Annotated in this window: 19 protein-coding genes; 15 read left to right on the forward strand and 4 right to left on the reverse strand. The window is 46.8% G+C overall.

The features are described from left to right. The first annotated feature begins 108 nt into the window (after positions 1-108). From PCH02S_RS08840 to PCH02S_RS08850, 3 genes are read left to right on the forward strand one after another with little or no spacing between them, the layout of a single operon-like run. Positions 109-1,044 (forward strand): ABC transporter ATP-binding protein, encoded by a 936-nt coding sequence (locus PCH02S_RS08840; protein WP_127452108.1) that lies wholly within the window; start codon positions 109-111, stop codon positions 1,042-1,044. A 12-nt stretch (positions 1,045-1,056) separates the two neighbouring features. Beyond that, positions 1,057-2,238 (forward strand): ABC transporter permease, encoded by a 1,182-nt coding sequence (locus tag PCH02S_RS08845; RefSeq protein ID WP_127452110.1) that lies wholly within the window; start codon positions 1,057-1,059, stop codon positions 2,236-2,238. Beyond that, positions 2,231-3,385, forward strand: a complete 1,155-nt coding sequence (locus PCH02S_RS08850) for an ABC transporter permease (RefSeq protein ID WP_127452112.1) — start codon at positions 2,231-2,233, stop codon at positions 3,383-3,385. The genes PCH02S_RS08845 and PCH02S_RS08850 overlap by 8 nt, the downstream gene beginning before the upstream one ends. A 74-nt stretch (positions 3,386-3,459) precedes the next feature. On the opposite strand, the gene PCH02S_RS08855 is transcribed toward PCH02S_RS08850, so the two are convergent. Next, a complete protein-coding gene (locus PCH02S_RS08855) occupies positions 3,460-3,558 on the reverse strand; it encodes a YjcZ family sporulation protein (RefSeq protein WP_127452113.1) in 99 nt (32 codons plus the stop codon). A gap of 227 nt (positions 3,559-3,785) precedes the next feature. On the opposite strand from PCH02S_RS08855, the gene PCH02S_RS08860 reads away from it, so the two are divergent. The 7 genes from PCH02S_RS08860 to gndA all read left to right on the forward strand — a co-directional run bounded on the left by PCH02S_RS08860 (position 3,786) and on the right by gndA (position 11,165). After that, the gene (locus PCH02S_RS08860) at positions 3,786-4,022 is read left to right on the forward strand and encodes a DUF6953 family protein (protein ID WP_127452406.1); all 237 of its coding nucleotides are present in this window, start codon (positions 3,786-3,788) and stop codon (positions 4,020-4,022) included. 215 nt (positions 4,023-4,237) lie between these two features. Then, the gene (locus PCH02S_RS08865) at positions 4,238-4,834 is read left to right on the forward strand and encodes a hypothetical protein (RefSeq protein ID WP_127452115.1); all 597 of its coding nucleotides are present in this window, start codon (positions 4,238-4,240) and stop codon (positions 4,832-4,834) included. A 215-nt stretch (positions 4,835-5,049) separates the two neighbouring features. Continuing rightward, positions 5,050-6,054, forward strand: coding sequence for a LacI family DNA-binding transcriptional regulator (locus tag PCH02S_RS08870; RefSeq protein ID WP_127452117.1), 1,005 nt, complete (start codon positions 5,050-5,052; stop codon positions 6,052-6,054). 18 nt (positions 6,055-6,072) lie between these two features. Then, positions 6,073-7,344 (forward strand): nickel pincer cofactor-dependent isomerase, group 22, encoded by a 1,272-nt coding sequence (locus PCH02S_RS08875; RefSeq protein ID WP_127452119.1) that lies wholly within the window; start codon positions 6,073-6,075, stop codon positions 7,342-7,344. After that, positions 7,341-8,912: a gluconokinase gene (gene gntK, locus PCH02S_RS08880; RefSeq protein WP_127452121.1), complete on the forward strand. Its 1,572-nt coding sequence runs from the start codon at positions 7,341-7,343 to the stop codon at positions 8,910-8,912. The genes PCH02S_RS08875 and gntK overlap by 4 nt, the downstream gene beginning before the upstream one ends. A gap of 40 nt (positions 8,913-8,952) precedes the next feature. Continuing rightward, positions 8,953-9,720, forward strand: a complete 768-nt coding sequence (locus PCH02S_RS08885) for an SDR family oxidoreductase (protein ID WP_127452123.1) — start codon at positions 8,953-8,955, stop codon at positions 9,718-9,720. Positions 9,721-9,752: 32 nt separating this feature from the next. Continuing rightward, positions 9,753-11,165 (forward strand): NADP-dependent phosphogluconate dehydrogenase, encoded by a 1,413-nt coding sequence (gene gndA / locus PCH02S_RS08890; protein WP_127452124.1) that lies wholly within the window; start codon positions 9,753-9,755, stop codon positions 11,163-11,165. A 14-nt stretch (positions 11,166-11,179) separates the two neighbouring features. Here gndA and PCH02S_RS08895 read toward each other — a convergent pair whose 3' ends face one another. Continuing rightward, a complete protein-coding gene (locus PCH02S_RS08895; RefSeq protein ID WP_127452126.1) occupies positions 11,180-11,479 on the reverse strand; it encodes a hypothetical protein in 300 nt (99 codons plus the stop codon). 171 nt (positions 11,480-11,650) lie between these two features. On the opposite strand from PCH02S_RS08895, the gene PCH02S_RS08900 reads away from it, so the two are divergent. Then, positions 11,651-12,157 (forward strand): shikimate kinase, encoded by a 507-nt coding sequence (locus PCH02S_RS08900; protein WP_127452128.1) that lies wholly within the window; start codon positions 11,651-11,653, stop codon positions 12,155-12,157. A 21-nt stretch (positions 12,158-12,178) separates the two neighbouring features. On the opposite strand, the gene PCH02S_RS08905 is transcribed toward PCH02S_RS08900, so the two are convergent. After that, a complete protein-coding gene (locus PCH02S_RS08905; RefSeq protein ID WP_127452129.1) occupies positions 12,179-12,469 on the reverse strand; it encodes a rhodanese-like domain-containing protein in 291 nt (96 codons plus the stop codon). Between the two features lie 640 nt (positions 12,470-13,109). Between PCH02S_RS08905 and aroA the strand changes: the two genes are divergently transcribed. Genes aroA through PCH02S_RS08920 form a run of 3 tightly spaced genes read left to right on the forward strand, consistent with a single transcriptional unit; the run spans position 13,110 to position 15,696 of the window. Further along, positions 13,110-14,405: a 3-phosphoshikimate 1-carboxyvinyltransferase gene (gene aroA, locus PCH02S_RS08910; protein ID WP_127452131.1), complete on the forward strand. Its 1,296-nt coding sequence runs from the start codon at positions 13,110-13,112 to the stop codon at positions 14,403-14,405. A gap of 34 nt (positions 14,406-14,439) precedes the next feature. Next, positions 14,440-15,258, forward strand: a complete 819-nt coding sequence (locus tag PCH02S_RS08915; RefSeq protein WP_127452132.1) for a C39 family peptidase — start codon at positions 14,440-14,442, stop codon at positions 15,256-15,258. A gap of 12 nt (positions 15,259-15,270) precedes the next feature. Then, complete coding sequence (locus PCH02S_RS08920) at positions 15,271-15,696, forward strand: CoA-binding protein (RefSeq protein WP_127452134.1); 426 nt, start codon at positions 15,271-15,273, stop codon at positions 15,694-15,696. A gap of 71 nt (positions 15,697-15,767) precedes the next feature. On the opposite strand, the gene PCH02S_RS08925 is transcribed toward PCH02S_RS08920, so the two are convergent. Continuing rightward, on the reverse strand, positions 15,768-16,334 hold the full coding sequence (locus PCH02S_RS08925; protein ID WP_127452136.1) for an FAD-dependent oxidoreductase: 567 nt from the start codon (positions 16,332-16,334) through the stop codon (positions 15,768-15,770). A 219-nt stretch (positions 16,335-16,553) separates the two neighbouring features. On the opposite strand from PCH02S_RS08925, the gene PCH02S_RS08930 reads away from it, so the two are divergent. Further along, the gene (locus tag PCH02S_RS08930) at positions 16,554-17,366 is read left to right on the forward strand and encodes a hypothetical protein (protein WP_127452137.1); all 813 of its coding nucleotides are present in this window, start codon (positions 16,554-16,556) and stop codon (positions 17,364-17,366) included. The last annotated feature ends 9 nt before the right edge of the window (positions 17,367-17,375 follow it).

A 17,375-nucleotide genomic window follows, 5' to 3' on the forward strand; every position in this document is an offset into this window, starting at 1 on the left:
CTTATGACTTTTGTCACCCTTGTTAAATGACTTAATCTACCTGTAGAAGTCATTTCCATGAGGTACAATAAGTGTAATTCAAGCCGTCGAGAAAAGGGAGAGGATCCTATGAGTTTTATTCAAATTAAAAATGTTGTAAAAAAATACAGCCAGCAAATATCCGTTGATCATTTGAATTTATCCATCCAGGAAGGCGAAATTTTCGGTTTGCTGGGGCCGAATGGAGCCGGAAAAAGCACGACAATCAAAATGCTAAGCGGCTTGCTCAAAATAGATGGGGGAGAAATGATTGTAGACGGTTTGTCCGTTGCCAAGGATCCGTTGGAGGTCAAACGCCTTATCGGTCTTGTTCCGCAGGAACTTGCCATTTTCGAAAGTTTAAGCGCCAGGGAAAATGTTACGTTTTTCGCCAGGCTCTATGGCTTAAGAGGCGCCCTCTTGCAGAGCCGTGTGAAAGAAGCTCTTGATTTCGTCGGATTATCGGATCGGGCTAACGATAAGCCGAACGCTTTTTCAGGCGGAATGAAGAGGAGATTGAATATTGCTTGCGCCATTATGCATCATCCTAAGCTGATTATTATGGATGAGCCGACCGTCGGCATCGATCCCCAATCCCGGAATCACATTCTGGAGTCGGTCAAAACCTTGAACCGCATGGGCTCTACGATTATTTACACATCGCATTACATGGAAGAAGTGGCTGCGATTTCGACGCGTGTCGGCATCATGGATCACGGACATCTGATCGCTTGCGGTACGCAAGAGGAGCTTCGTGGCAAAGTCGCGCAGGATAACAAGATTGTGCTGCAGGTGGCGCATTTATCCGAAGAGGCGGTTAAGGAGCTGCGGGACCATCCCAAAATCAAGCAAGTCAACGCTCAGGAGCAAGCGCTTGAACTGCTGGTCGGTTCGTCGCAAGCCTATTTGCAAGACATTTTGTTCATTTTATCCAAACATAACGTCAAAATTCAATCGCTCGTGCAGGTAGAACCGGATCTTGAAGCGTTATTCCTGTCATTAACCGGCAGAACTTTACGGGATTAGGGGGAGAGCGCGATGCCGTTATGGATTATTGCAAAATATGAAGTTTTGCGAATGTTTCGCATGCGCTATGTCATGGCTATTCAGTTTGTTATGCCGCTTTTGCTCATATTCATCTTGGGTTCAGCGCTTTCAGGAGCGTTCAAAGTGGAGGACAGGACCCTCAAGCCGGTGAAAGTGGACGTTGTGCAGGGAGATTCGGGTGCCTTGAAATCAAGTATTGAAGGCTTTCTGCATTCACCCGACCTCGGGAATTTGATTCATACTTCAACAGTTCAGACACGCGATCAAGCTGTCAAAAGGCTGAAATCAGGCACCTCTGAATTTGCGCTGATTATCCCTGCTGATTTCAGTGCCCGTGTAATGGCGGGGAAGGAAGCCGAATGGGAAATGATCTTCGGTAACAATTACGAGCAAAATTTGACAGCCGAAATGGTGCTTCGTTCCTTCTTGGATAACGTAAACCAAAGACAGGCAATCGCGATAGCGGCGGGTTCTGAAGCAGCAGCAGCCATGCAGAATCAGGGTTCGTCTGAGCATGCTGCAGCCCCGGCAGCTAGCCATGTCAAGCTAGGTAATCTTGCAACAAATAAATCCCAGTATTCTGCTATGCAATATTATGCGGCATCGATGCTGGTCATGTTTTTGCTATACTCCGGCCTTTCCACGGCGATGACACTGCAAGGCGAAAAGGATAAACATACATTATCTCGCCTTAATGCCATGCCAATTCATGAATCTACAATTTTACTTGGCAAGGTGCTCGGAAATGCCTTTATTGCGATTTGTCAGGCGGCGGTCATCGTCGGCACAACCGTTATTGTGTATCATGTCGATTGGGGAAAATCGTATGGGTTATTGGCGCTAATCTGTATTTTCGTCGTCATAGCGTCCATGAGTCTCGCGGTATTAACAGCTCTCATTGTGAAATCGTCCAAGGGAATCTCAACTATTTTTCAGATGGTGGTGTTGACGATGTCTTTTCTAAGCGGGGGCTTTACACCTTTACCGGATGGATTTCTGCGGCAAATTGGTGATTTCACTCTGAATTACTGGGCGATGCAAAGCATGTATCGCATTATGCTAGGCAGTGAAGCCTCTGTTTTAGCACATCATTTACTTGTCTTGGGCTGCATTAGCGGAGGATTACTGCTTGTTTCCTTCATTGTTTACCGAAAGGCGGGATACCATGAATAGTTTGTTTATCGCCTATAATATGCTTCGTCGCACGATTTTACAAAGAAGAGGTTTTATGATGTATTTGCTCATTCCGGCGGGCGTAGTATCCTTGATCATCGGTGTGATGGGACAGCAGCAGGAGCATCGGGTTGATATCGCTTATATCAATATGGATCGCGGGCCGCTCGGCGCTCACTTGGTGCAAGAGTTGAGTGGACTGCCGGACTACAGGCTGAAGGAACAAGTTTCCGATGCGGACTTGAAGGAAGCGGTGACGAAGCAAAGTGTCGGTGGTGCGTTCGTCATTCCGGAAGGATTCAGTGAGACGTTGTTAAAGGGCTCCGCACCGCAAGTAGAGATGTATCAATTAAGTGTAAGCGAAGCGACGGTTACGTTGAAAATAACGCTGGATAGCACCCTTTCCGGCTATCAAGGAACTGTTGACGCCTTGCTCAAGCAAGGACTTCAGGAGAAATCGCTTCAGGATGCCGTAGATAAGACACTGATCCAACTGGAAAAGCACCAAGTTAAGGCGCGTGTCACGGATCTGAACTTGTATGTTAATCCGAATATGCATCTTGTCATTGGTTTTATGCTGATGTTCATGATGGGGGTTATCAATAACACGATTTCCGTCATTATGGAGGACCGGAGAATGCGGACCATGGCAAGAACCTTCACGGCTCCGGTTCGCTCCATAGAAATTATGCTAGGCAATTTTATCGGCAGTTTTTTTGTAGGAACCTTGCAAGTACTAGTGATCTTAATCATTACACGGTATGTGGCTCTGTATGATTATGGACTGCCGTTCTTCTCACAATTTGTTATGTTGGAGTTTTTCTTATTAGCAAGTATGGGCATTGCCAGCGCAGTTGCAGGTTTGGTGAAAAATGCCTCCAATATGGGCATGATCAACTCTTTAATTGTTACTCCAACTTGCATGCTCGGCGGCTGTTTTTGGCCGGTTTCGCTGATGCCGGATTGGATGCAGAAAATTGCTGATTTCGTTCCGCAGAAATGGGTGATTGAAGCCATTCAGCTTATGGCTGCGGGGCAAGTTTTGTCCCAGATGTGGATGCACATGGGGGTGCTGACCTTATTTGCTCTGATTCTGCTTGGTGTCGGCACTGTGATTCTGAGACCCGAGGATGCGGAAGTAGGATAATCTGCTCTCTAGCGGAAATATGAATAAAGGGCTGCTGGCGAAATGCCAGGCAGCCCTTTCGTATTTGAAGTGGATTAGATGACGAATGCACTAGAAATAATAACTAACAAAATAAAGAGAACCAAAATTGCTGCGGCAGAATTGTAACCACCAAAACCAGCTTCATAACCCATTCAAAATCACCCTTTCGTTGATTAATTCTGTGCGTTTGTCTTACAGGGATAGCATATGGTGATCTCCCTAGGAGTGAATGGGCGAATGGACCTGTAGGGGGATGATTGTGCTCCTGTACCTATCCATCGATAAATGTAAAGAAAATGTGTTACAATGGAACGATAGATTTACCTTATTGGACAAGGTTCAATTCGAGATAACGAGTGAAACGAAGGAGAGAGCGGGAATGGCCGTTACGGCGAACGAGGTTGCAGAATGGATGCTTGAACAGCTGAAATCCGCGGGGATTTTGCATCAGAAAGAAGCTGTTGACTATATTATTCGCCATTATGGAGAATCCTTTATTTATGTCAACGAAAATGGCAATCAAGCGATTTCCAAAGAAGTCAAAAAAATATTCAAGAAACTTCATGGCGGCAGAGCAGCTTGGGAGCGCGACGGATTTTTCTGGGGATGGCATTAAATTGGGCCACTCTGCATAGCAAATCCAGCCTTCCATTTTTGCTAGGCTGGCGCCGCGGTCATACAGGCATCGGCTTTTTTTGTACGTTTTTCCTTAAAAAAATGTCAATAATCCAAGTTGCTAAAACATAGAATTCATAATAAGATAAGGATAAGAAGATAAGTTGTCTGAATATTTAAATAAAATCAAACGCACCAATTATGGAGGGGATTGCCGTGAGTAAGAGTCATGAAGTGGAGTACTGCAACCTAGAGTTACGATTTGATCGCCGGCTAATCCGGAACTTCATTAAAGCACTCATTCAAGAAGGTTATTCTCTGTATTGGAACGAAAGTGAGCTGCAGTTCATCATTTCCATTCGTACAGGACGCAAGCTGATTAAGCTGAAGTTTGAACGAATTGGTGAAAAGTATAAAATCGTGGGTAATTATTCGTTCAAAGACGAGAAGCTCGCGGAAATGATGGAAAAATTAATTGGAGACACACGCGGTCATGCCGTAGTCAAAAGATTTAAGGATCGGCAAATTCTCATTGAGAATATTATGTTCGGGGAAATCATTCGCATGGTTGAAATTAGCGGCATCGAACATAAAGTGCTGTATCAGAAGGAGCCAGCCGTGACAGTAGAAGAAGTCATGCAAGCGCTGCGATCCAAGCGTACTGATGAGCGTATCCCTATTTTGCGCATGGAGCTCGATTATGAACTGGCCACCTTGCATGATGCGATCGCATCCGGGGATGCCAAAGCGATTATGGAGAGTAAAACCAAATTGCTTGAAATGCGTCAAGAAATGCTTTTATTGGAGATGTGAGAATGAATAGTGGATTTGAATAAGAAGAGAGCCTGTATTTATACATACGGACTCTCTTTTGTGTTTCTTAGGGTTTCTGAAAAAGAAGAAGCGTGTTTACTAGGATTTTTGCTTAAACTAGAGGTATGCCGCTCCCAGGAAAGGGAGCTTTTTTATTGAAAAGACTATTGTTAACGTGTGCATGAATGTGATATGCTTCTGATAGAGGTGAAGGAATGAGCGTAACGATTAAGGATATTGCCAAGCTTGCGGGTGTGTCCCATACGACGGTTTCCAGGGCGCTTAATAACAGTCCGCTTATTCAAGAGGAAACGAAAGAACGTATTCGACTCATAGCCGAGCAACTGGATTATACGCCCAATTACAGTGCAAAGAGCTTAGTACTCGATCGATCGTATAATTTGGGGCTGTTCTTTACCACACTGAGTAAAGGAACTTCAGCAGGGTTTTTCTATGAAGCTATCCGCGGCGTCAATTCGGTCATTCAGGACCGATACCAACTGATTGTCAAGGGGATTGATGACTATTCGAGCTTTCAATCCATTACCCGCAAGAGCTTTGACGGAATTATTATTGTTTCTCAAAGCGATGACGATCAGGCCATTATTGAACATATCGTAAGTAAAGGCATCCCGCTCGTCGTTCTTAATCGGCCAGTCACTACAGCCGGCGTGTTGAATATTCTGTCTGACGAAGAGCAGGGCGCTTTCCTGGCTTGTTCCTATTTGATCGAGCAGAGCCACACGCGCATTGCATTGATTGAGGGACGCAAAGGATTTAAATCCGCCCAAAATCGGAAAGACGGTTTTGAACGGGCGATGAAGCATTATGGCATTAAGGTACCGCCGATTTACAGAATTCCCGGCTTGTATGATCTCGAAAGCGGTCATAAAGCTATGCAGCAATTCCTTGCCTTGGAAGAGCGGCCTACCGCTGTTTTTAGCTGTAATGATGAGATGGCGCTTGGTGCAATGAAAGCGATATCGGAAGCCGGCATGCAGGTGCCGAAGGACATTTCCGTTGTTGGATTCGACGATACGGTGTTTGCAGCTTATGTAACGCCCGCCTTGACCACCGTCCGCAGACCGATTGAACAAATTAGTAAAGAAGGCGCTTTACGGCTCCTTGGCAATATTGAGAATAAACAGCACGAAACGGAGCAGGTGCTTTTGAAGACAGAGCTCGTCGTGCGGGAGTCCGTAAAAAAGCTGTCAACATAAAGAAAGAGGGAATAATCGATGAGCATTTTGAGAGAGCTGTTAAATGATATTCCGATCCCGCAAGTGGTTAAGATTCGTCAGAAGTTCGACCGTACGATTCTGGAAAATCCAGAGCAGGAGCTTGCCGATAAGCTTGCGAGCAGCGGCGTTATGGAGACCATTCTTCCAGGTCAGCAAGTTGCTGTTGCCGTAGGGAGCAGAGGGATTGCGAACATCGCCGGATTTACCAAAACGACGATTGATGCCATTAAGGCTAAAGGTGCGTTCCCGTTCATCGTACCTTGCATGGGCAGCCATGGCGGTGCAACGGCAGAAGGACAAACGGAAGTGCTCCTTCACTTTGGGATCACGGAAGCGACAATGGGCGCTCCGATTCGTTCCTCTATGGAAGTTGTGAAAATTGACGAGCTTCCTAACGGTTTGCCGGTTTATGTGGACCGCATCGCCTCAGAAGCGGATGCTATCGTTGTCATCAACCGCGTGAAGCCGCATACGGCGTTCCGCGGACGTATTGAGAGCGGCATCATGAAGATGATCGCGATCGGGTTAGGGAAGCAAAAAGGGGCAGAAGCCTGCCACCAGCTGGGCTTTAAGTATATGGCGGAGAATGTGCCGGCTATGGCGAACCTGATGATTCAGAAGCTGCCGATCGTATTCGGTGTAGCCCTTGTCGAGAATGCCTATGACGAGACTTGCCGCGTAGAAGTGCTTCCTGCAGCCGAGATTGAAGAACGCGAAGAGCAGCTGCTGATTGAAGCGAAAGCACGGCTTCCGAAGATTTTGTTTGATGAGATTGACGTGTTGGTCATTGATTATATCGGTAAAAATATTAGCGGCGACGGCATGGATCCGAACGTAACCGGCCGCTACCCGACGCCTTATGCCCACGGTGGCCCGGACGTTGCCAAAATGGTTGTCTTGGATTTGACACCAGAAACGAAAGGTAATGCAAACGGGGTAGGAACGGCTGATTTTACGACTCAACGTTTAGTCGATAAAACGAATCTGGAGTTCACATATGCCAACGGACTGACATCCACTGTATGTGCGCCAACGAAGATCGCAACAACGCTGGAGAATGATTTTTATGCGATCAAAGCGGCTGTAAAAACTTGCAACATCCTGGACTACACAAAGTGTAAGCTGGTTCGGATTCAAGATACGCTGCACCTTGGCGAAATTGAAATCTCCGTGAATTTGCTCGATGCGGCGCGCGTGCATCCCGATATTGAGATTTTAACTGAGCCTTATGAGCTTTCATTCAACGCAGAGGGGAATATTAGCAAATGACTGACCAATTAAGTACCTTCAAGCCCTACATCATTGCGGCTGATATAGGTACGACAAGTACGAAAACGCTCGTTATTTCACGTGAAGGGAAAGTGCTGGGGTCTCACTCCATTGAGTATCCCCTTTTCACCCCGACGGCTGATCGCGCCGAGCAAGATCCGGATCAAATCTTTGATGCTGTCGTGCAAGGGATCGGCGAAGTTGTTCGGAAGGTGGGCGTCAAGCCGGAGCAAGTGCTTTGCGTCTCCTTCAGTTCGGCTATGCACAGTCTCATCGCAGTTGATCAAAACACGAAGCCGCTGACCGCTTGCATCACATGGGCGGACAATCGCAGCGCGATGTATGCGGCTGAATTGAAGCGCAGCGGGCTGGGGCAGCAGATTTACTCGCGAACAGGCACGCCGATCCATCCGATGTCTCCGCTGCTCAAGCTGATGTGGTTCCGAGATAATGAACCTGGGCTCATGAAAGAGACCTATAAGTTCATTGGTATCAAAGAATATGTTTTCGCGAAGCTATTCAATCGTTATGTGATTGACCATTCACTTGCCAGTGCAACAGGCTTATTCAATCTGGAGAACTTGGATTGGGATGAAGAAGCCCTCGGACAAGCTGGCGTTACGCCAGATCAGCTCTCCGAGCTAGTTCCTACAACGTATCGCGTAGAAGGCCTTAACGCTGAATACGCTTCTGCCATGGGATTGTCTCAGGATACACCGTTTATTGTCGGAGCTTCCGACGGTGTGTTAGCCAATCTGGGCGTTGGCGCTTTTGAGCCTGGCGTTGTCGCAGTCACGATAGGCACCAGCGGCGCTGTGCGCAGCGTAGTGACCAAGCCGCAAACGGACCCGGAAGGCAAACTGTTCTGCTATGCGCTAACAGAGAAGTTCTGGGTCGTTGGCGGACCTATCAACAACGGCGGTATTGTCTTCCGCTGGGTACGAGATCAGATCGCTACAGCGGAGGCCGAAGAGGCTCGCCGTCAAGGGATCGATCCGTATGATTACTTGACCGAGCTAGCCTCCCAGGTGAAAGCGGGCTCTGACGGGTTGTTGTTCCTGCCGCTGCTTTCGGGTGAACGAGCTCCGTACTGGAATGCGAATGCTCGCGGTGTATACTTCGGGCTTTCCCTTAGCCATGAGAAGAAACATATGATTCGCGCAGCTCTGGAAGGCGTCATGTTCTCCATTCAAGCTGTCGCAACGTCGCTTGAGCGAATTATGGGGCCAGCGGCAGTAATTCGAGCTTCAGGCGGTTTCGCCAGATCCGAATTTTGGCGCCAGATGATGACGGACATGCTGGGTACGTCCGTTACGGTGCCGGATTCCATCGAAAGCTCTGGCATCGGGGCAGCGCTGCTTGGTTTACTTGCAATGGGCGAGATTGATGATTTGGCTCATGCACACAATTGGATTCAGGTTGGAACGGCTCACGAAGTGAATGAAAGCAATTATCGCGTATATCAACAATTGACATCTATTTATACAAGCGTATATCATCAGTTAAAAGATCAATTCGACGCGATAACCGCCTTTCAAGGACAGCACCTTCGGAGCCCTCAATCATAAATAGCTTAAGCAAGCAAAATGCTAGAGGGGATGAAGACAAATGAATTTATTCGATCTTACAGGGAAAACAGCAGTAATTATCGGCGGTAACAGTACACTTGGAGGTTCTATGGCGATTGCTTTGGCCGGTCATGGCGCGAAAGTTGCCATTGTCGGACGCAACCAAGAGAAGAGCGATCAAGTTCGCCAGGAGATCGAAGCGATCGGCGGCGAAGCCCAAACCTTCCAAGCGGATGCAACGAAACGTGAAGATTTGGAGCTTGTGCTCAAAGAAGTTATCGCTTGGTCTGGCCGTGCTGACATTTTAATGAACTGCCCAGGGAAAAATAGTGCTACGCCTTTCTTTGACATTTCCATGGAAGAATGGGATTCTATTATGGAGGTAAACTTGAAAAGCGTCGTGCTGGCTTGCCAGGTGTTCGGGAAATACATGATTGATCGCGGCGAAGGCGGAAGCATTATCAATATTTCGTCTGTGTCCTCGGATCCGCCTCTTTCACGTGTATTCACTTACTCCGCTTCTAAAGCAGCTGTTAATAACATCACACAGAACATGGCTCGAGAATTCGCTCCAAGCCGTGTTCGTGTGAATGCGATCATTCCTGGTTTCTTCCCGGCTGAGCAGAATCGTAAGATTTTGTCGCCTGAACGTATCGAGTCCATTATGCGTCATACGCCAATGAACCGATTCGGTGAGGCATCTGAGCTACAGGGTGCTGCTGTGTTCCTTGCTTCGGAACAAGCTTCCAGCTTTGTTACGGGCTCTGTTTTAAGAGTAGACGGCGGTTTTGGCGCGATGACGATTTAAATATTTATATATCGGAAGGGTGTATGAGAGACGTGTCTAAACAACAAATTGGTGTAGTTGGATTAGCGGTAATGGGGAAAAACTTAGCGTTAAACATCGAGAGCAGAGGTTTCACTGTATCCGTATTTAACCGTTCTGCCGAAAAAACAAAAGAGCTTCTTGAAGAAGCAGCCGGCAAACAACTCGTTGGTACATACTCTGTTGAAGAATTCGTACAATCTTTGGAAGTTCCGCGCAAAATTTTGATCATGGTCAAAGCTGGCGGACCAACAGACGATACGATTAATCAATTGCTGCCTCACCTTGAAAAAGGAGATATCCTGATCGATGGGGGCAACGCATTCTTCCCGGATACGCAACGCCGTAACAAAGAACTGGAAGCGCACGGTATTCGTTTCGTTGGAACAGGTGTTTCCGGTGGTGAAGAAGGCGCGCTGAAAGGCCCATCGATTATGCCAGGCGGTCAAGAATCCGCGTATAAATTGGTTGAGCCTATTCTTACAGCCATCTCTGCCAAAGTTGGCGACGACGCTTGCTGTACGTATATTGGACCAGACGGTGCCGGCCACTATGTAAAAATGGTGCACAACGGGATCGAGTATGGCGACATGCAGCTGATTTGTGAAGCTTACCAACTCTTGAAAGATGTTCTGAATGTAAGTACTGAAGAACTTCATGAGATCTTCACAGAGTGGAACAACGGCGAGCTTGACAGCTACCTGATCGAAATTACACGTGATATCTTCACGAAATACGACCCTGAAACCGGCAAACCGATGGTCGACGTCATCCTCGATTCCGCTGGTCAAAAAGGAACAGGAAAATGGACCAGTCAGAGTGCTCTGGACCTTGGCGTACCGCTTTCCATCATTACGGAATCCGTATTCTCCCGTTTCATCTCCGCGATGAAGGAAGAACGCGTAGCGGCTAGCAAAGTGCTCAAAGGACCTGATGCTCCAGCTTTCACAGGCGATCGTAAAGCATTTATTGAAGCTGTGCGTCAAGCTCTGTATGCAAGTAAAATTTGCTCCTATGCACAAGGCTTTGCTCAAATGAGAGCAGCTTCCGATGAATACAAATGGGATCTGAAATATGGCAACATCGCGATGATTTTCCGCGGCGGCTGCATTATTCGCGCTAGATTCCTTCAAAATATCAAGGATGCGTACGACCGCAATCCGGAACTGAAAAACCTGCTGCTCGATTCTTACTTCACAGATGTGGTTGAGAACTATCAACAATCGTGGAGACAAGTTGTTGCAGAAGCTGTAACTCGCGGTATCGCGGTTCCTTCTTTCGCATCGGCACTTGCTTACTACGACAGCTACCGTACAGAAAGACTGCCGGCTAACCTGCTGCAAGCGCAGCGTGACTACTTCGGCGCTCACACGTTCCAACGTGTGGACAAAGAAGGTTCCTTCCACTTCAACTGGATGGAAAACTAAGAGGGGCAGGGGCGCTACGCCTCTCCCTGTAAACCGTAAGCCGCTTCGCGCAGCCACATTTTCAAACGGTCGGCTTCTTGATCGAAGCCGTTCCGTCTGTGAATGAGCATCAAGGAGACTTCGGCAAAATAACGGAAATTTTTTAACAATCGTGGTTGAGTAAGACCTTGCATGCGCGGGTCTTCTTCAGCCACTTTTTTCTTAATAAACTCCAAAATCCAAACAACATCCTCTTTGCACAAAACATAGCTCGGGTGTAAGATTTGCTCCAGTTTGCCTTGCGTGTGGTTGGAATAGGCAACAATTGGGTTCAAAACTTCATCTCTCCTTGTCGGCATTAGGTTTCTCTTAAAATCTTAACTGTTTGTGTTGGAATTTATTCACACTACTATATGTTTTTCAAATGGATTGTATTCATGACTTTGCGGCTATGGTATGATGTTGGGAAAGTTTGTATGAACAGCATATGAGAAAAGGGGATTAACGTGACAACAAGCAATCTTGTACTTGTAGGTTTCATGGGGACAGGCAAATCAACCGTCGGAAAGAAGCTCGCTGAGCGTCTAGGATGGCAATTCCAAGACTCGGATGCCGTACTTGAAGATGAGCAGCAAACGAGCATTGCGGATTTGTTTCGTCAATATGGGGAGGCGCATTTTCGCACATTAGAGAGTAAAACTCTTGAAAGCTTATTAGCTCAAAGAGGGCAAATTGTGGCAACAGGCGGGGGCGCTGTGTTAGCAGAGGAGAATAGAGCGTGTATGCTTCGTAATGGCTTTGTCGTGGCGCTGAAAGCTTCGCCAGAGACAATCATTCATCGCGTGAGTGCGGATATAAATCGTCCGCTGCTGCAGGGGAACTTGGAAGAACGTGTTCATACACTGCTTGAACAGAGAAAGTCTGCATACGATTTCGCACATGCCATGATCGACACGACGGAACTAACGACTGACCAAATTGTTGATTTGATTATTCAACAAGCGAATCTTTGAGAGGAGGGACAAGCTTTAAGCTTAGTCCTCCCACTCCAACATACCGCCGGTCATGTTTTTAAGGCCTTTATAGCCTTGCGCTTCCAAAAAGCCAACCGCTCGCCCGCTGCGATTGCCGCTGCGGCAAACAAGAATCACTTCATCCGCCTGCGGGATCTCGCTTAGTCGCTCCGGCAATTGGCCTAGTGGAATATGGATTGCACCGGCAATCATACCTTCTGCCACTTCTTCGTCTTCTCGAACGTCGATGATTGCCAACTTCTCGCCACGGCTTAATCTATCTTTGACGTCGGATGGTAAAATCGTATCCATCGTAGGACCTCCTTGTTTTAAAATGCGGGGGTAAACCCCATCAGAAGTAATGATAGAAACATTAAGACAAGATGTCAAACATCGTGTCGCTGAGCTCCGGCGACAAGTCTCGAGAAGCCTCAATTCTCAAGCTACATACTCAGGGTGAGCTCGGATTTTGCGCTGTGCGAGAACCTTACGGACTGAGCGGCCCTTATTTGGAGAAAATAGGCCGTTTTCGAGTTCTAGCGGACGCCACAGTCTCTATTTTCATGATTACATGAAAATTGGCTGGCTCTTGACCAATTAACGGCTCTGTAGTCCGTTAGGTCAGCAGAAAGGTGCCATTTACGGCACTGAAAAAACCTTACGGAGCGAGAGTCCCTTATTTGGAGGCCGTTTTCATAAGTAGCGTGAAGGTTGGCTGCGTGGCACATACATGTCGAGAAGGTTCCCAAGTTCTATTCCGTATGGTACACTGACAATAAATCTTTTGGCCTGTTTTTTACTGGGAATTTTGATGAAATATCCTGCGTTCGACAGTTGAAACTATTGATTGGTACCGGTTTTATGAGAGCTTTAACTACAGTTATACCGGTGGAATTCTATTAACATTCATCGGATATTACATATAAACACATGCGAAGGAGATATTAACCACATGAAAGCCATTGTGAAACCTACTGCAAATCTACAAGGAGAAATTAACGCCCTTTCCTCCAAAAACTACACAACTCGTTATTTGCTAATCGGTGCACTTGCGAATGGGACAAGCACGATCTATTACCCGGCTCACAGTGAAGACAGTGATGCAATGAGACGTTGTGTACAAGATTTAGGCGCTGTTATAGAAGAAGATGACGAGAAGATTGTCATTACAGGTTTCGGCAAGAACCCTAAACACGTGTCTGAGTTAAACGTAGGAAATGCCGGTGCCGTTCTGCGGTTTTTAATGTCTACAGCAGCATTTTGCCCGGATGTAACGTTCGTGAATACGTACCCGGAATCCCTGGGCAAGCGTCCGCATGACGATTTAATCGAAACTTTGCAGCAAATGGGTGTGGAAGTACAACATTCTAACGGACGTTTGCCGATAACAATTAAAGGGGGCAAACCCCGCGGCGGCAAACTTACGGTTTCCGGAAACGTCAGCTCGCAATTCCTTAGCTCTCTCTTATTTATGACACCACTGCTTGAAGAAGATAGCGAGATTGAAGTGCTTCATGATTTGAAATCCAAAATAATTGTGGGCCAAACGCTCGAAGTGCTAGAGCAAGCAGGCATTGTTGTTCATGCAAAAGAAGACTTGATGCACTACCGGATTCCTGGCAGACAATCGTACCAAGCCAAAGAGTATGTGATTCAAGGCGATTATCCGGGTTCTGCGGCCATTTTGGCAGCGGCGGCAGTGACGAACTCGGACGTACGAGTTCTTCGTTTGGAAGAAAACAGCAAGCAAGGCGAGAAAGCTTGTGTTGATGTTTTACGTACAATGGGTGTTAATTTAACGCATGATAACGGAGTTGTACACGTTCGCGGCAATCAAAAACTGATCGCAGGGGAATTTGATGGCGATCATTTTACAGACGCTGTACTAGCTATGGTTGCGGCCGCTGTATTTGCAGAAGGGACATCGCGTTTCTACAATGTTGAAAATTTGCGTTACAAAGAGTGCGACCGAATCACCGATTACTTGAACGAGCTGCGCAAAGCAGGCGCTGATGTGGAAGAGCGTCAAAGTGAGATTATCGTACACGGCAAGCCGGAAGGGGTTACTGGCGGTGTCGAGATCAACGCTCACTTCGATCATCGCGTCATTATGGCTTTGACCGTCGTTGGACTTCGTTCCGAGAAGGGTTTGACTATTCGTGATGCTCATCACGTGGCCAAATCGTATCCGCAATATTTTGACCATTTGCGTTCTATCGGTGCTCAGGTTGAACTTGTGAAGGAGTAACTTCATTCCAAAAACAAGGATCGGGTGAGTCAGCATGAGGATTATTTGGCAGGGGTTAAAGGTGACGTTTGGATTTTTCCTCGTTGCAGGACTTGTGTTTGCCAGCAGTGTTTTTGCTGTACTGCTGTATGCCAAAGCTACCGGGAAAGAGCCGGCATTATTTGCAGCCAATCCTGTAGTGGCCACGGTTAAGCCAAATGAGCCAGTTCAAGCAGCGGAGGTTTCTTCGCCACAACCGACAATCCAGACAAAAAAATCAGCAATGATTGATGCGCCTGTTTTTTCTCAACTGCCTGAACTGCCTGCAGGTTGTGAAATAACGAGTTTAACGATGCTATTGCATTACTATGGAATAACCAAAAGTAAGATGGAACTTGCAGCTGAGATGCCCAAAGATAATACACCTATCAAGCTAAATGCAGATGGTTCACCTGCTTATTGGGGGAACCCGAACATAGGCTTTGTAGGTGATGTTACCCGAAAGCAAAGAGGCTTCGGCATTTACCATGCCGGTCTTTTCCCACAGCTAAAGTCCTACATTCCGGAAGCGATCGATATTACGGGTGAGTCCTTTGAGCTATTTGAACAGCAAGTGGCAAGCGGTATTCCGGTCATTACATGGACGACAATTGATTATAATCTGCCCTACAAATGGGTGACATGGGACACGCCGCTTGGCCCGATTCAAACGACTTATGCGGAGCATGCTGTATTATTGGTCGGATTCGATGAGAATAATGTATACTTGAATGACCCGCTAAGCGGCAAAAAACAGCTGCAGGTAAACAAAGCTCAGTTTATTGAGAGTTGGACCGCTATGGGGAAGCAAGGCCTCACTTACTTGAAAAAATAGGAGGTACTACACATGACTTTTGAAAATCCGTCCAGAGAGCACATTAAGGAAATTCTTGCGAATGCAGGCAATATTGCCGTCGTGGGTCTGTCCGACAAGCCTGATCGCACATCTTATATGGTAGCTGCTGCCATGCAAAGCAGGGGTTACCGGATCATTCCCGTTAATCCGAATGCAACGGAAATTTTGGGTGAGAAGTGCTATGCTTCGTTATCCGACATTCCGGAGCCTGTCGATATCGTCAATGTTTTCCGCCGGGCGGATCAAGTCGTTCCCGTTGCGGAGGAAGCTGTGAAAATCAAAGCCAAAGTGTTCTGGCTGCAGCTTGAAATCGTGAATGAAGAAGCAGCCCGCATCGCAAGTGAAGGTGGCTTAGAAGTCATTATGGATCGTTGCATTAAAGTTGAAGACGCCATTCTCAATCCGCGGAACAACTAAGGCATAAATCAAAAAACCGCTTTTCTCAGACCGTCATGGCGAGAGAGAAGCGGTTTTATTTACGTTAAAGCTTAAGCTTTCAATACGTCGTGATCGACATAACGTGCACCATTCAACTCACTGATCACGTTAATGGCCACTTTGGCGCCATCCCCGGCAGTAACAATGGTGTGCATGGAAACACCGGCGATTGTGCCAGCTGCCCATACACCTTTGAGGCTGGTGTTACCTTGTGCATCCGTATCGACAACCGTTTTGATACGAGGCTCAGTACCTGGCTTCGTCTGAATGCCGGAGGCTTCAGCGAGGTCAACGGATAAACCTGTGGCAAGAATGACATACTTACCTTCATATGTACCATTTTCTGTTGTTACTTGAAAGCCGTCGCCAGCCTGATTTAACTGTGCAGCTTTGCCTTGCACGAATTCAGCACCGAATTTAGCGGCTTGTTTCTTCCCGATTTCGACTAAATCAGGACCGGTAATGCCATCTACACCATAATGATTTTCAATCCACGCACGTTTTGTCACGCTTTGATCATTGTCAATAACGAGCGTTGATTTGCCAGCTTTGGCCGAGAATAAGGCTGCACTTGCTCCAGCAGGTCCTGCTCCAATAATAATAATGTCATAGGCCATGTCCGTATTCCTCCTTGTAAAGTGTATAGGGTACTAAGAAATTATGGCATATTCATTTCCCATTAGTCAACTTACGTGTATAGAAAGTATGTTTTCTCATTTGAACCACTTTGCATAGATCTTAAAATAAAAATAAATAAAAAACGGAGGAGCGGAGAGAATAAAAGAGGCTCCCAAAAGGTGCCCAAAAAATAGAAGTATGTAGGAGGATTTACACACATGTATAACAACTTCAACAACAACGGTACTTCATCGTTCGGAAACTCTTCGCAAGGTATGCAAGCGTCCCACAACAACCAAGCGTCACAAGGTTATCAGAGCAACACCTCTCAATATCAAGGTTACCAAAAGCAGTATCAACCTGTAGGATATGTCCAGTCCTTTTACACGCAACCGGTATCGGGCAATACTACTCAAAGCTTTAGTCAAGGCTATAGTCAAGGCAGCAATCAAAATCAGGGCTATAATCAAGGCCATGCTGCCACGGAGTCTTTTCATATGGCGAATTACCGGGGGAACCAGACGGGCAATGACAACTATACACGCAGCGAGTCTTCCGTGTCATCGCATTACCAACCATCAAGCTTCCAAAGCGCTTATTCTACCTACAACGGGATGAATAACCAAAGCAATACCTTCACTTCCAACCAGTCTCAACCGTCAACTTATTCCTATAGCCAACCATCGATCACGAGCCACTATACGAGCTCTTCGCAAATGAATCAGCAGCCTAATACTCAAACCTATGTTTCCCCTAATGCTTATCATACGGCTAATTACCGTGGAAACCAGCCAGGCCATGATGCGTATTTGCGCAGTGACTCGTCTAATTCTTCTGCGCAATCCTACTCCTACCAACCGAGCTATGCCTTTCAACAAAGCACGCAACAAGGCTATCAACAGCAAGGGCAACAAGGGCAGCAAGGACAAACGGGATATCAAAGCTACCAACAGCAAAACACACAACCGTACATCCAAAGTTTCAGCAGTACGGGCATGGGGCAGCAATACGGAAATAATTCTTCGTACTAATTGCCGTAT

Origin of the sequence: Paenibacillus chondroitinus NBRC 15376, from assembly GCF_004000765.1 — a bacterium.
Taxonomy (GTDB): Bacteria; Bacillota; Bacilli; order Paenibacillales; family NBRC-103111; genus Paenibacillus_E; species Paenibacillus_E chondroitinus.